The 13,642-nt window shown below is 72.6% G+C and carries 10 protein-coding genes, 1 tRNA gene and 1 pseudogene; 7 read left to right on the top strand and 5 right to left on the bottom strand.

Annotated features, from left to right (window positions below):
- The first annotated feature begins 44 nt into the window (after window positions 1-44).
- A complete protein-coding gene (locus IE206_RS10295) occupies window positions 45-1,604 on the top strand; it encodes an alpha/beta hydrolase (protein ID WP_189961744.1) in 1,560 nt (519 codons plus the stop codon).
- Window positions 1,605-1,699: 95 nt separating this feature from the next.
- Window positions 1,700-1,773: transfer RNA gene (locus tag IE206_RS10290), tRNA-Thr, on the top strand.
- A gap of 118 nt (window positions 1,774-1,891) precedes the next feature.
- Here the strand turns inward: IE206_RS10290 and IE206_RS10285 are convergent.
- Window positions 1,892-3,151 (bottom strand): MFS transporter, encoded by a 1,260-nt coding sequence (locus IE206_RS10285; RefSeq protein WP_373300898.1) that lies wholly within the window; start codon window positions 3,149-3,151, stop codon window positions 1,892-1,894.
- Complete coding sequence (locus IE206_RS10280; RefSeq protein ID WP_189961743.1) at window positions 3,148-4,554, bottom strand: GH1 family beta-glucosidase; 1,407 nt, start codon at window positions 4,552-4,554, stop codon at window positions 3,148-3,150. The genes IE206_RS10285 and IE206_RS10280 overlap by 4 nt, the downstream gene beginning before the upstream one ends.
- A 204-nt stretch (window positions 4,555-4,758) precedes the next feature.
- Here IE206_RS10280 and IE206_RS10275 point away from each other — a divergent pair, with 204 nt between their 5' ends.
- The 3 genes and pseudogenes from IE206_RS10275 to IE206_RS10265 all read left to right on the top strand — a co-directional run bounded on the left by IE206_RS10275 (window position 4,759) and on the right by IE206_RS10265 (window position 7,554).
- Window positions 4,759-5,418 carry a histidine phosphatase family protein gene (locus tag IE206_RS10275; protein WP_189961742.1) on the top strand — a complete coding sequence of 220 codons (660 nt, stop codon included), beginning with the start codon at window positions 4,759-4,761 and terminating at the stop codon, window positions 5,416-5,418.
- A 307-nt stretch (window positions 5,419-5,725) separates the two neighbouring features.
- A pseudogene (locus tag IE206_RS10270) lies at window positions 5,726-6,232 on the top strand (SigE family RNA polymerase sigma factor); the annotation flags it as partial.
- A gap of 77 nt (window positions 6,233-6,309) precedes the next feature.
- The gene (locus IE206_RS10265; protein WP_226598556.1) at window positions 6,310-7,554 is read left to right on the top strand and encodes a hypothetical protein; all 1,245 of its coding nucleotides are present in this window, start codon (window positions 6,310-6,312) and stop codon (window positions 7,552-7,554) included.
- A 29-nt stretch (window positions 7,555-7,583) separates the two neighbouring features.
- Here the strand turns inward: IE206_RS10265 and IE206_RS10260 are convergent, their stop codons facing one another.
- Both IE206_RS10260 and IE206_RS10255 read right to left on the bottom strand, forming a co-directional pair.
- Window positions 7,584-9,302 (bottom strand): bifunctional 3'-5' exonuclease/DNA polymerase, encoded by a 1,719-nt coding sequence (locus tag IE206_RS10260; RefSeq protein WP_189961741.1) that lies wholly within the window; start codon window positions 9,300-9,302, stop codon window positions 7,584-7,586.
- A gap of 70 nt (window positions 9,303-9,372) precedes the next feature.
- Window positions 9,373-10,686 carry a helix-turn-helix transcriptional regulator gene (locus tag IE206_RS10255; protein WP_189961740.1) on the bottom strand — a complete coding sequence of 438 codons (1,314 nt, stop codon included), beginning with the start codon at window positions 10,684-10,686 and terminating at the stop codon, window positions 9,373-9,375.
- A 196-nt stretch (window positions 10,687-10,882) separates the two neighbouring features.
- Here IE206_RS10255 and IE206_RS10250 point away from each other — a divergent pair, with 196 nt between their 5' ends.
- A complete protein-coding gene (locus IE206_RS10250) occupies window positions 10,883-11,791 on the top strand; it encodes an NADP-dependent oxidoreductase (RefSeq protein ID WP_189961739.1) in 909 nt (302 codons plus the stop codon).
- A 79-nt stretch (window positions 11,792-11,870) separates the two neighbouring features.
- Here IE206_RS10250 and IE206_RS10245 read toward each other — a convergent pair whose 3' ends face one another.
- The gene (locus IE206_RS10245) at window positions 11,871-12,551 is read right to left on the bottom strand and encodes a GDSL-type esterase/lipase family protein (protein WP_189961738.1); all 681 of its coding nucleotides are present in this window, start codon (window positions 12,549-12,551) and stop codon (window positions 11,871-11,873) included.
- Window positions 12,552-12,638: 87 nt separating this feature from the next.
- Between IE206_RS10245 and IE206_RS10240 the strand changes: the two genes are divergently transcribed.
- Entirely contained in the window at window positions 12,639-13,610 is a 972-nt protein-coding gene (locus IE206_RS10240; protein ID WP_189961737.1) for a PQQ-dependent sugar dehydrogenase family protein, read from the top strand.
- The last annotated feature ends 32 nt before the right edge of the window (window positions 13,611-13,642 follow it).

The following is a 13,642-nucleotide window of genomic DNA, read 5'->3' as shown; positions in this document are numbered from 1 at the left end:
CGCGCAGCGCATACATCACGTCACCGGGCGGATACGCTCCGGAGATGGACTCCAGGCGCCTGCTCCGCACTTCAGCCATCGCCGCCGCGACAGCCGGCCTGCTCATCTCCGGCTGCTCGTCGGGCACTTCGTCCACGTCCGCGACCGCCTCCCCGCACGCCGCGACGAAGGCGGGCCCCGCCGATGCCTCGACGGCCCAGCGCCTCGCCCCGTACTACACGCAGAAGCTGAGCTGGCGGGCGTGCGGCGTCGGGAAGTTCGAGTGCGCCACGATGAAGGCGCCGCTCGACTACGCGAAACCCGACGGGCCGTCGGTCAACCTCGCGGTGGCCCGGGTGAAGGCGACCGGTCCCGGCAAGCGGATCGGATCGCTCATGGTCAACCCCGGCGGCCCGGGCGGCTCGGCGGTCGGTTACCTCCAGTCGTACGCGGGCATCGGCTACCCCGCGCCGGTCCGGGCCCGCTACGACATGGTGGCCATGGACCCGCGCGGCGTGGCCCGCAGCGAACCCGTCGAATGCCTCACGGGCAAGGAGATGGACGCGTACACGGAGGTCGACCAGACCCCCGACGACCCGGCCGAACAGGCCGCCCTGGCCAAGGCGTTCAAGAACTTCGCGGACGGCTGCGAGGCCAAGTCCGGCAAGGTCCTGCCCCATGTCTCCACGGTCGAGGCGGCCCGGGACATGGACATCCTGAGGGCCGTCCTCGGCGACGAGAAGCTGTACTACCTCGGCGCCTCGTACGGAACGTTCCTGGGGGCGACGTACGCGGAGCTCTTCCCCTCCCGCACCGGCCGCCTCGTCCTCGACGGCGCGATGGACCCGTCCCTCTCCTCCCTCGACATGAACCGCGAGCAGACGGCGGGGTTCGAGACCGCCTTCAAGTCCTTCGCCGCGGACTGCATCAAGCAGAAGGACTGCCCGCTGGGCGCGGACTCCGTCGAGGACGCCTCGGACCGGCTGCGGAAATTCTTCAAGGCCACCGACGCCAAACCGATCGCCACCGGCCAGAGCCGCCAGCTCGGCGAGTCCCTGGCCACCACGGGCGTGATCGCCGCGATGTACGACCAGGCGGCGTGGCCCGAGCTGCGCACCGCGCTGACCCGCGCCATGAACGGCGACGGCGCGGGCCTGCTGGCCCTGGCGGACTCGTACTACGAGCGCGACGCGAGCGGCAAGTACGCGAACCTGATGTTCGCCAACGCCGCCGTGAACTGCCTGGACCTGCCGCCGTCCTTCGCCGGCCCGGCCGATGTGGCGGCGACACTGCCCGCCTTCGAGCAGGCCTCCCCGGTGTTCGGCGACGGCTTCGCCTGGTCCGGCCTGAACTGCACGTACTGGCCGGTCAAGGCCACCGGCACCCCGCACCGCATCGAGGCGAAGGGCGCCGCCCCGATCCTGGTCGTCGGCACCACCCGCGACCCGGCGACCCCCTACAAGTGGGCCGAGTCCCTCGCGGCCCAGCTCTCCTCGGGCACCCTCCTCACCTACGAGGGCGACGGCCACACCGCGTACGGCCGCGGCAGCGACTGCATCGACACAGCGATCAATGCCTACCTCCTCGAGGGAGCCCCACCGGCAAAGGGAAAGCGCTGCTCATAGCCCCGCAGGGCGCCGCCACGACCCTGGTCGGGAGCACTCCAGAAACTGTGTAGACTTGGCGACGCTGCTGCTCGCACCATGGTGCGCAGAGCGGTGCCGCCTTAGCTCAGTTGGCCAGAGCAACGCACTCGTAATGCGTAGGTCTCGGGTTCGAATCCCGAAGGCGGCTCTGTAGAAGCCCCAGGACTCACTCGCCGTGACCTGGGGCTTTTGCTTTTTTGCTGAGGCGCCCGGGGTGTCGGAGGCCTCCCGGGCCGGTAGCGACCCGCGGCGTCGGTCCGGGTCCCTCACCCCACCCCCCGAATCCGCCCCACCAGCAAGGACCCGCCCACCCCGATCACCCCCGCCAGGGCGTACAGCACCCCGTAGCCGCCCAGGTGGGTCACCACCGGGGCGGCTATCGCGGGGGCCAGGACCTGGGGGAGGGCGTTGGCTATGTTGATCAGGCCCAGGTCCCGGCCTCGGTCGGTGGCGCTGGGCAGGACGGCGGTCAGGAGGGCGAAGTCGACCGAGGTGTATACGCCGTAGCCGACCCCGAGCACCAGGGAGGCCACCACCGCGCCCGTCCAGGTCTGCCACACCGCGAGCAGCATCGTCGCCGCCGAGATCACCAGGCCGGACCACACCACGAACACCTTGCGCCGGCCCGTGCGGTCCGACCAGACGCCGCTGATCACCACCGTCCCGAGCAGCGTCACCGCGTCGAGGGCGGTCAGGACGAGCACCCCCGTGTCGGCGTCGCCCTCGTAGTGCACCGCGTCGGTCAGGTAGTACAGCAGGTACATCGTGCTGATCGAGTACGACAGGTTCATCAGGAAGCGGGTCAGCCACGCCCAGCCGAAGTCCGGGAACCGGCGGGGGTCGATCCAGAAGCCCTGCACGAACTTCCGCCAGTCGAAGGGGGGTTGGTCGGTCGGCAGGAGGCGGGTGTCTCTGCGCATGGCCACGTACGGCACCACCGCCAGGAGCGAGAACGCCGCGCACACCACGTACCCCGCGCCGATTCCGCCCGCCGCCGTCGCCAGCGCCGTGCCCACCAGGATGCCGCCCACCTGCGACACGCCCAGCCAGCCGCCCACCATGCCGCGTCGGCGCGGCGGCACCTGGTCCGGGACCGCGGCCGTCAGGGCGGCGAACGACGCGTTCAGCGCCAGCTGCACCAGGCACCAGCCCGCCGTCATCACGGCCACACCTGGCGCCCACGCCAGGACCAGGAGCCCCGCCACCCCGCCCGCGCCGCCCGCCACCACCCATGGGATCCGGCGGCCCACCCTCGCCGTCGTACGGTCCGACAGCGCGCCGAACACCGGGTTCGCCACCATCGAAACGGCGGCTCCCATTCCCGTCACCAGGGCGAGAGTTGACGCTTTGTGATCGGGTGTAAAGTGTTCTGCCTGGCGGGCCAGGAGGAGTTGCAGCGGGCCGAACCAGCCCACCCACACCCCCAGGTTGGCCAGCGACAACGCCCCCACCCAGCGTCCGCCCGGCCGCTCCCCCTCGTCCGAACCCGGTTTGCCCAGGGCTCTGGCCCCGGGCTCCACTGTCACCGCCCGTTCCCGCCGGCATCCGCGACCGCACCCCGGACGACATCGCGATACCAGGCGTACGAGGCCTTCGGCGTGCGTACCAGGGTGTCGTAGTCGACGTGGACCAGGCCGAAGCGCTGCCGGTAGCCCTCCGCCCACTCGAAGTTGTCCAGGATCGACCAGATGAAGTAGCCGCGCACGTCCACGCCCTTGGCCATCGCCCGGTGCAGGGCGCGCAGATGGCCGTCGTGGTACGCGATCCGCCGGGCGTCGTCCACCTGTCCCGGGTCCTGCGGGTCGGGGCCGTCGCCGTACGAGCAGCCGTTCTCGGTGATCAGGATCGGGGGGAGTGAATCGCCGTACCGGGTACGGAAGGTGAGCAGCAGCTCGTGCAGGCCGTCGGGGACGACGGGCCAGCCGAAGTCCGTGCGCTCGTGGCCTTCGATCTCGTGCAGGCCGAACGGGAGGCCCGGCGGGAGGTCGATGCCGGCCAGGGTTGTCACCGCGTCCGGCTTCGGAGCGCCCACCAGTGCCGGGTTGTAGTAGTTGATCCCGTACCAGTCGAGGGGAGTCGAGATCGTCTTCAGGTCCTCGGCGACCGGGCCCGGCATCAGATCGGCCCAGCCCTCGGGGTAGGCGCCGGTCAGGATCGGGTCGGCGAAGAGGCGGTTCATCAGCGTGTCGTACAGCTCGGCCGCCTCGCGGTCCTCGTCCGTGTCGCCCGCCGTCCACACCGGGCTGTGCGAGGCCGCGATGCCGATCTCCCGCGCCCCGGCGGCCCGCAGCGCCTCGACTCCCCTGCCGTGGGCGAGCAGTTGGTGGTGCGCTGCCGGCAGCGCGTCGAAGACCATCCGTTTTCCGGGGGCGTGTTCGCCCAGCCCGTACCCGAGGAGCGTGATCTCGGCGGGCTCGTTGAGGGTGATCCAGCGCGGCACCCGGTCCGCGAGCCGCTCCGCGACGATCGAGGCGTACGAGGCGAACCGTTGCGCCGTGTCCCGGTTCAGCCAGCCGCCGCGCTCCTCCAGGGCGAGCGGAGTGTCCCAGTGGAACAGGGTGGGGACGGGGGTGATCCCGGCGGCGCACAACGCGTCGACCAGGCGGTCGTAGAAGTCGAGGCCCCGCTGGTTGACCGGGCCTTCGCCGGACGGCTGGACCCGGGACCACGAGATCGAGAACCGGTATGCCCCGACGCCCAGTCGGGCCATCAGCGCGACGTCCTCGCGGTAGCGGTGGTAGTGGTCGGTGGTCCTGTCCGCGTGCGAGCCGTCCTTGATCCGGCCTGGATCCTTGGTGAACGCGTCCCAGGTCGAGGGGCCCCGGCCGTCGGTGTCCACCGCGCCCTCGATCTGGAACGCGGAGGCGGACACCCCCCACAGGAAGCCGGTCGGGAAGGCGGGCAGCGGCGGCGGAAGCGGCGGCGTCATGGGGGAACCTTTGGGCCCGGAGATGTGTCCTGTCAATGGAAAGTGAACAATCTTCAGGTTCCAGGTTCCAGGTTCCAGGTTCCAGGTTCCAGGTTCCGCGTTCCAGGGTTCAGGGTTCGGGCTCCAGAGTTCAGTTCTGGAGTCGGGTTCCGGAGTCCGGGCTCCGGAGTCCGGGTTTTCAGGGTTCATCCAGGGAGCAGTAGCTTGCAGCACTCCGCGCCACCGACCACCGCCACCCGCTACCTCTACCTCGCCCGGCACGGCGACGCCGGGCACGAGGGGCCCGCGCTGACCGACGCGGGGCGGCGCCAGGCCGCGTTGCTCGGGCGGCGGCTCGCCCGGGTGCCGTTCGACGCCGTGCACCACGGGCCGCTCGGCCGGGCCGCCGAGACCGCGCGGCTGATCGCCGCCGAGCTGGACGGCGCAACGGCCACGGAGGCCGAATGGGCCGGGGACTACGTGCCGTACTGGCCGGAGCGGGGCGAGCTCCCGGAATCGGACGCCGACCGCATCCTCGGCTTCCTCGGCGACCCGGAGCGGGCCGAGCGGGAGGCCGGGCCCCGGCTTGTACGGGAGGCGATGGCGCACTGCACCGGGCCCGTCGTCGGCGCCTCTGCGCGTCACGAACTCGTCGTCACCCACAGCTTCCTCACCGCCTGGCTGGTGCGCGCCGCGCTCGACGCCCCGGGCTGGCGCTGGATCGGGCTCAACCACTGCAACGCCCCCCTGACCGTCATCCGGTACGCACCCGACAGGCCCGCCTCCGTGCTGCTCCTCAACGACATGGCGCACCTGCCGGCCGAGCTGAAGTGGACCGGGTTCCCCGAAGAGTTCGGGGCCGAGTTCGGCGGGCTGGGGGTCTGAGGTCCGCCCGTCCGACCCACCCGCACACCGTGGCCCTCCGCCCCGAAAATCCGGGTGAAACATTGCGGGGGGCCTCGCGCGTCAGTGAGGTGTGGGGGAGAACGAGCAACGGGCGGGGGCGGGGCGGGCCGTGAGGCAGCCGTGGGGGCAGGGGAGGCTGGGTCTCTCGGACAGGCCGGGGACATCGGAGAGATCGGGGCGATCGGACAGGTCGGGCCTGGCGGAGGGACCTGGCCCAGCTGACGTACCGGGCGCCCCTGACGGCCCGGATCGATCCGGGCGACTCGGGCGGTCCGAGCGAACCGCCCGGTCCGGCCGCGCCGAGGAGTTCCGGGAGTTCGCTACCGGGCGCGCGGGGCAGCTCTTCCGGTCCGCCTGCCTGCTGACCAGCGGGGACACCCATCTCGCCGAGGACCTCGTGCAGGAGACGCTGGGCCGGATGTACGCGCTGTGGGGCCGCGTCTCCCGGATCGACAACCCGGCCGGCTATGCGCAGACCGTGCTCGTACGGACCTTCCTCACCCACCGCCGTCGCCGCTCGGCCACCGAACGGCCGCTCGGCGAACTCCCCGACCGAGCGGCGGCCGGCGGCGAGGACCCGGCGCTGCGCGTGGCCCTGCTCGACGCGCTGGGGCAGCTGTCGCCCAAGGACCGGGCGGTCGTCGTGCTCCGGTACTGGGAGGACCGCAGTATCGAGGAGACGGCGGACGCCATGAACGTCAGCTCGGCCGCCGTCCGCACCCGCTCGGTGCGCGCCCTGGCCAAGCTCCGCGAACGCCTCGGCGGCTCCCTCGCGGAGTACGCGGACCACTGACAGTCGGTGTCAACTGCCTTGCAATGAACGCCAGTTACGGAACCTTCAGTCATCAGAACAGGAAGGCGTGGTTTGTCATGCCCTTTGAGGACCGGCTCGGCGAGGCCATGCGCCACACCGGAGGCAGCTTCGAACTCGGCGACCGCCGCGACCTGGTGGAGTCCAGCCTGATCCGGGGCCGTCGCCGGCTGGCCAGGCGTCGCACGGCAGCCGTCACCGGCAGTGTGCTCGCGCTCGCCACGATGGGCCTCGGTGGTGCGTACGCCGCCGGGCTCGTCGGGGGCGAGGGCGGCGGCTCCTCGGTGGCCGCGCCCCCGAAGCCGACGCGGCAGGCCGACGGGTCCATGAGCGGCGAGCAGATGGTCTCGCTCTTCAAGTCGCTGCTGCCTCCGGGCGGCGCCGTGACCGAGGAGCAGGGGCACGGGCCGGGCGACCCGGGGACCTCGGGCAAGCCGAGTGCCTCGTCCGCGGCGTCCGTGTCCGGGGTGTTCGACGACGGGAACGGGCCCGGGCTCGTCGCGCTCGGGGTGAGCCGGGTCGACCCGGCCGCCGAGGCAGGCGGGCAGCAGGTCACCTGTCCCGCCAAGGCCCTCGTGGACTACGACTCCTGCCAGACCGAGCAACGGCCCGACGGCTCCCGGTACATGCTGCTCCAGGGCTACGAGAACCCCAACCGCGGCGACTCGACCAAGGCCTGGCGGGCGGTCCTGCTCACCCCGAAGGGCACCCTGATCGACGCGAGCGAATGGAACGCGCCCACCGAGAAGGGGTCCCCGGCCAGCCGGGAGACGCCGCCGCTCACCGCCGGACAGCTCAAGGCGCTGGTCGTCTCGCCCCAGTGGCTGTCGGTCGCGGACACGCTCCGTGCGCCCGAGAAGGCGGACAGGCCGGTCGGCAGCGGGCCTTCCGCCGAGGCGGTCCAGAAGCAGCTGATCGCGCTGCTCCCGGCGGGCAAGGGCCTCAAGGCAGGCGAGAAGGGCGGCCAGGACGGCTACGCCTTCGTCGTGGTCGACGACGGCAAGGGCAAGAGCCTGGTGCAGATCAATGTGCAGTCCGGGATGTCGGACGTCTCCCCGGAAGGTACGGTCTCGACGCTGGCGGACGGCACCGTGATCGGCCTGGCGAAGAAGCCGGGAGAGAAGGGCGGCGCCGGGGTGGTCTCGTGGATCGCCGACACCGTGCGGCCCGACGGGTTCCGGGTCGTCGTCTCCGCCGTCAACTCCGAAAACCAGCACAAGGCGGCCACCCGCGCCGAGCCCGCCCTCACCCTGGACGAGCTGAGGGCCATCGCCCTCGATCAGCACTGGCTCACCCTCAAGTAGCGGGGCTCCGCAGTGGCTTGACCGGTCGGCTACTTCGCGTCCGAATACCGCTCCACCACCGCCGTCGTGAACGGGAACCGCACCGGTGTGTCCCCGAAGGCGATCCGCCCGGCCAGCTCGCCGGCCCCGCGGATCGCCTTAGCCACGGTGTCGGCCTCCTCGGCGGGGCAGTGCACGATCACCTCGTCGTGCTGGAAGAAGACCAGCTCGGCCCGGAGTCCCGCCGTGAAGATCGCCTGGCGCAGCGCGGCGAGCAGCAGCAGCGCCCAGTCGGCGGCGCTGCCCTGCACCACGAAGTTCCGGGTGAACCTGCCGCGCGCCCGGGCGTCGCTGGAGGCGTACCCGGGGGTGAACTCCCCACCGGGACCGGCCAGTTGACCGCCCTCGTCCTGCGGGATGCCCGCCTCGTCGGCCTCGCCCGCGCCGGCGGCGGGCGGGCTGGTCCTGCCCAGCCAGGTGCGGACGAGCCGGCCCTCCTCGCCTGCCTTCGCCGCGTCGTCCACGTACGCCACCGCGAGGGGGAAGCGTCTTCGCAGCGCGGCCAGGTTCTTCAGGCCGTCGCCCGAGGTCTGGCCGTAGATCGCGCCGAGCAGCGCGAGCTTGGCGTGCTCGCGGTCGCCGGAGAACGCCCGGTCGGACAGCGAGGTGTACAGGTCGCCGTCGTGGCCCGCCACCTCCATCAGACCGGGGTCGCGGGAGATCGCGGCGAGCACCCGGGGCTCCATCTGGTCGGCGTCGGCGACCACCAGGCGCCAGCCCTCGTCGGCGACCACCGCCTGCCGTATCACCTTGGGGATCTGCAGCGCGCCGCCGCCGTTGGTCGTCCAGCGCCCGCTGGCCGCGCCGCCCGGGGTGTACTCGGGCCGGAAGCGGCCGTCCCGCACCCAGTCCTGCAGCCAGCTCCAGCCGTGCGCGGTCCAGATCCGGTACAGCTTCTTGTACTCGATCAGGGGCTCCACCGCCGGGTGGTCCAGCTCGGCCAGCTCCCACCGCCGGGTCGACTTGATGCGCATTCCGGCCTCGCCGAACGCCTTCACCACATCGGCGGGCAGGTCCGGTCTGACCCGCCGCCCGAACGCCGCCGACACCTGGTCCGCGAGCTCCGCCAGGCGGCGCGGCTCGCCCCCGCCGCCCGTGCGGGGCGAGCCGCTGGCGTACCGCTCGCCCAGCAGGCCGTGCAGCACCGCGCGGTGCACATCGGCCCGCCACGGCAGGCCAGCCCGGTTCATCTCGGCGGCGACCAGCATCCCCGCCGACTCGGACGCGGTGAGCAGCCGCATCCGCCCCGGGTGCTCGGTGCGGTCGTACCTGCGCTGCTGGTCCGCGTACACATCGAGCAGCGCCTCGAAGGGCAGCCCCGAGGTGTTCCGGGGCTCGAAGAGGGAGGACTGCGAGCCCGGTTCGGCCGCCCGGGGCGGCGGGTCGGCCGGTACGGGTCTGTTGTGGAGGCGGGCCCAGGCGGCCGCCGCCGAGCGGGGCTCGCCGAGCCGGCCCTCGTGGCCGAGCAGCAGCAGCTCGGCGTCCTCGATGTCGTAACACCGCTCGACCCTGACCCCGGCCGTGAGCAGCCGGGGGTAGATCTCGGTGGTGGACCGCCACACCCAGCGGCCGACCTCGGGGCGCGCGCGGACGGCCGCGATCAGGTCGGCCTCCTCGCGCACCTCGCCCGTGGGCAGCCCGTCGTCCCCGAGGGGCGCGAGCCGTGCCCCGCCGCCCTCGGTTGCCTCGACGGCCCACCGTTCGTTCACGCGATCGAGTCTGGCATCCACCACTGACAACGGCCCGCAGCCGCGACCCGGCATGCGAAAAGGGGAGCGGCTACGCCACCGCGTGCAGCATCGCCGCCGCCTCCCCGCGCGAGCTCACCCCCAGCTTGGCCAGGATGTTCGCGACGTGGAACTTCACCGTCGACTCGCTGATGTGCAGCTCCTCGGCGATCGTCCGGTTGCGGTGGCCCCGGGCGAGATGGCCGAGGACCTCCGCCTCGCGCGGGTGCAGCCCGGCCAGCGGGTCGACGCGCGGGCTCGGGGCCGTGCCCAGCGGCAGGGTCGCGGTGACCGTGGTGCCCCAGCCGGGCAGCGCGTCCACGGCGAGGGTGCCGCCGAGCGCGGCCAGGCGCTGGGCCACCCGGTGGCTGTCGAACGCCGCACGCGACAGCTCGCCGGGCCCGTCGTCCCGTACGGACGCGATCAGTTGGCAGTCGACGATCCGCCAGCGCACGTGGATGCGGCGCACCCCCTGCTGCCCGGCCATGGCGAGCACCAGGGCGCGTACGGCGGCCCGTGAGAGGTGGGCGATTTCGGATGCGACCGGCATCTCGGCGGTCTCCGCCTCCGGCGGCGCGCATTCGAGCCGCACCTCGCTGTGGCGGAGCAGCGGCTTGAGGGAGTCGGCGAGCCGGGCGAAGGCCTCGGCGGCCGGCTCCTCCGTGAGCTCCTGGTTCCGGTCGGCCTCGGCGCGCAGCGCGACCAGGGCGGACACCGCGAGGTCGACGGCGCGCGAGCGGGCCGTCCGGTCCTCCAGGTTCTTGCTGCGCAGCACGCCGAGCAGCGCGGTGAGCGAGGCCTCGTGGGCCTCGCCCAGTTCGGCGATCACGCGGGCCCGCTCGGCGGCGGTGGACCGCGACTGGGCGAGCGTGCCCGGCACCGCCTCGATCGCGAGCCGGGCCCGATGGCCGGTCACCAGGTCCCACAGATGCTGGACGATCTCGCCGTCCGCCTCCGTCAACAACGCTCCCGGCGACTTGCGTACGAGAACGAGCAGCGGCGGCCGCACGGCCATGGGCGCGGCCTCGCTCGCGACCGCCACCACGGCCTGTTCCGCCCCGCCGACCACGGCCGTGCCCTGCCAGGGGAGGCCCGGCGTGACGAGCGGGCCGAGCTCCTGGAGGTCGTTGACGGTGACCCTGATCGCTCCTGTGTCGCCGTGCACCTTGAACGGCGAGTGGGCGCAGTGCCCCGACAGTTCGGCGGCGACCGTGTGCGCCACCAGCGGCGCGACGGCCTCGGAGAGGGTCGGCAGGATCTGGTCCATCGGCCCGCGCACCAGCTCGGCGGCGCGCGCGAGCGCGAAGGCGGCGGGCGTCGTACCGGTACCGGCGCGGGGTGTACTGCGGCTCGTGCGGGGCTCCATCGCCCCAGCGTACGGTCGGCGCGGCCGTCCGTGCCCAGCCTTGTGGCCAGGTCGAACCGGCCGTAAGACGGGCCGGGTTGGGCCGGGTGACGACGGACGCTGGACCCACGACGTGGTGAACCACCACACGGTGGGCCATCGCACGGCGACCCGCCACATCGTGGACGACGTAGTGAGCGATACGAGGAGTGCTGTGATGGAAGCGATCGTGTACGAGCGGTTCGGCGGCCCCGAGGTGCTGGCCCTGGGCGAGGCCGAGAAGCCTTCGCCGGGCGCCGGCCAGGTACGGGTGAAGGTGGTCGCGGCGGGCGTCAACCCGGTCGACTACCGGATCCGCAACGGCTGGATGCAGGACAAGTTCCCGGTGACCTTCCCGGCCGTTCCGGGCCTGGAACTGGCGGGCATCGTCGACGAACTGGGCGAGGGCGTCACCGGGTTCGCGGTCGGCGACGAGGTGTTCGGGCACTCCGACACCGGCGCGTACGCCGAGTACGCCCTGGCCACCCATGTGGTGCGCAAGCCGGCCGAGCTGACCTGGGAGCAGGCCGTCGCCCTTCCGGTGGCGGGCGAGACGTCCGAGCGGGTCCTGCGCCTGCTCGAACTGACCGAGGGCGAGACCCTGTTGATCCACGGTGCCGCAGGCGTGACCGGCTCGGTCGGCGTGCAGCTCGCCGTGGCCCGGGGTGCCAAGGTCATCGGCACCGCGTCCCTGGGCAACCATGCCTTCCTGCGCGAGCTGGGCGCGATACCCCTGGCGTACGGGCCGGCCCTGGTCGAGCGGGTGCGCGAGCTCGCCCCGCAGGGCATCGACGCGGTGTACGACGCGGCCGGCAAGGGCGCGCTGCCCGACTCGATCGAGCTGCGCGGCGGCACGACCTCCCGCATCGTCACCATCGCCGACACGGGCGCCGCCGCTCACGGCGTCCCCTTCAGCGGCGTGGCCACGCCGGACCCCGAACCGATCTACGAGGCCCACGCCCGCCTGGTCGCCGAGGGCCGGCTGCGCGTCCGCCACGCCGAGACCTTCCCGCTCGCCGACGCGGTCAAGGCCCTGGAGCTGAGCGAGGGCGGCCACACCAAGGGCAAGCTCGTCGTCACGCCGTGACGCCGATCCGCTTCGGCGGTCCCGGCGCCTGCGAAGTGCGGTGCGAGGCAGGCCGGTTCGCGGTCAGGGACCGGGCGTCCTACAGCGCGTAGCGGGCGCCCAGCTCCCAGGCGCCGTGCAGCGCGTCAGCGAAGGCCGCCGCCAGCTTGTGCTCGCCGCTCGGGCCAGGATGCGTGCCGTCGTAGGTGTCCTTGTGGATGTCGTACGAGTCCGGGACGGTGGCGAGCAGCAGCGGTGAGGCGGCCGTGTCGAGGTCGGCGACCGCCTTGGCGAGCAGCTCGTTGAAGCGGGCCACCTCGGCCGCGAAGGGGGCGTCCTCTTCGGCCCGTACGTTCGGGATGACGGGCAGCAGGGCGATGCGGACCTGGGGGTTGGCTTCGCGGGCGCCCTCGACGAAGCCGCGCACATTGGCGGCGGTCTGGCCGGAGTCCGTGTAGAAGCCGAGGTCTATCAGGCCGAGCGAGACGAGCAGCACGTCCGCCCGGCTCTCCGCGACCGCCGGGCCGATCACCGGGGCCATGTGCAGCCAGCCCTCGCCCCAGCCCGCGAGGTGGCGGCGGGCGGCGGGCGGGAAGGCGGGGTCGGCGTACTCGTGCGAGACGGGCGCCCCGGCCGCCGGGTCGTACAGCGCGGTGCGCGGGCCGACGATCTCGTACGGGCCGTCGAAGGTCGCTTCGAGGTGGCGCCACATGCGGTGGCGCCAGGTGAAGTCGCCGGGGCATCCGATGGTCATGGAGTCGCCGACGAAGAGAAAACGCATGGGGGTCATCATTACCGATCGGTACGCGGTGCTGCGACGTGACGGTGAACACCCCGGGTACCGGACGCGGCCGTGGACACTGGGGGGATGCGTTCGCTTCTGAGGGTGTGCGGGGTGGCCGGGCTCGTCCTGATGTGTGCGGCGGGGCCGGCGGCGGCCGACGACAGCGGGTTCACCATCAAGGACCCCCGCATCAAGGAGTCCAGCGGCCTCGCCGCGAGCCGCGCCCACCCCGGCGTCTACTGGACGCACAACGACAGCGGCGACGGCGCGTACGTCTACGCCGTGGACGCGAAGACCGGGCAGACCGTCGCGCGGGTCACCATGGAGGGCGTCGGCCGGCCGCGCGACGTGGAGGCGATCTCGATCGGGCCCGACGGCGACCTCTATGTCGGCGACATCGGCGACAACCTGGACGGCTCCTGGAGCCACGTCTGGATCTACCGCTTCCACGAGCCCGACCGGCTGGGGGACCAGACGGTCAAGGCCACGCAGTACGTCGTCCAGTACGCCGACGGGCCGCGCAACGCCGAGGCGCTGATGGTCCATCCGAAGACCGGACGGGTCTACATAGCCTCCAAGCGCGAGAGCGGCGGCGGCCTCTACGAGGGCCCCGCCAAGCTCTCCGCCTCCGGTACGAACGTCTTCCACCGGGTCGGCGAGGTGCCCTGGGTGACCGACGGCGCGTTCTCGCCGGACGGTACGAAGCTGGCGCTGCGCGGGTATTTCGCGCTGGCCGAATACGCCTGGAAGGGCGGGACGAATCCGCTCGGCGACTGGCACGCGGTGCCGGGCACGCCGGTGCAGGCCCAGTCCGAATCCGTGACGTACACCCCGGACGGTGCGGCCCTGATGGTCGGCTCGGAGGGGGCGGACAGCGACGTGGTGCGCGTCCCTCTAAAGGAGGGTGGCGCCAAGTCGCCCTCGGCGGGCGGCAGTTCCACCGATTCGGGTGATGGCGCGGGCAGCGGGAACTATCTGCTGGGCGCGATGGTTCTGGCGGGCGCCGCCGTGCTCGGCCTGGGGGCCAAGCGCGTACTGAGGCGCCGCAGCGGCTGAGGGGCCCGCACCTCGCGGTGCGGGCCCCGTGA

Source organism: Streptomyces violascens, assembly GCF_014649955.1.
In the GTDB taxonomy this organism is placed as follows: domain Bacteria; phylum Actinomycetota; class Actinomycetes; order Streptomycetales; family Streptomycetaceae; genus Streptomyces; species Streptomyces violascens.
The sequence above is the reverse complement of the archived record's forward strand: the minus strand, read 5'-3'. Positions and strand labels throughout refer to the sequence as shown.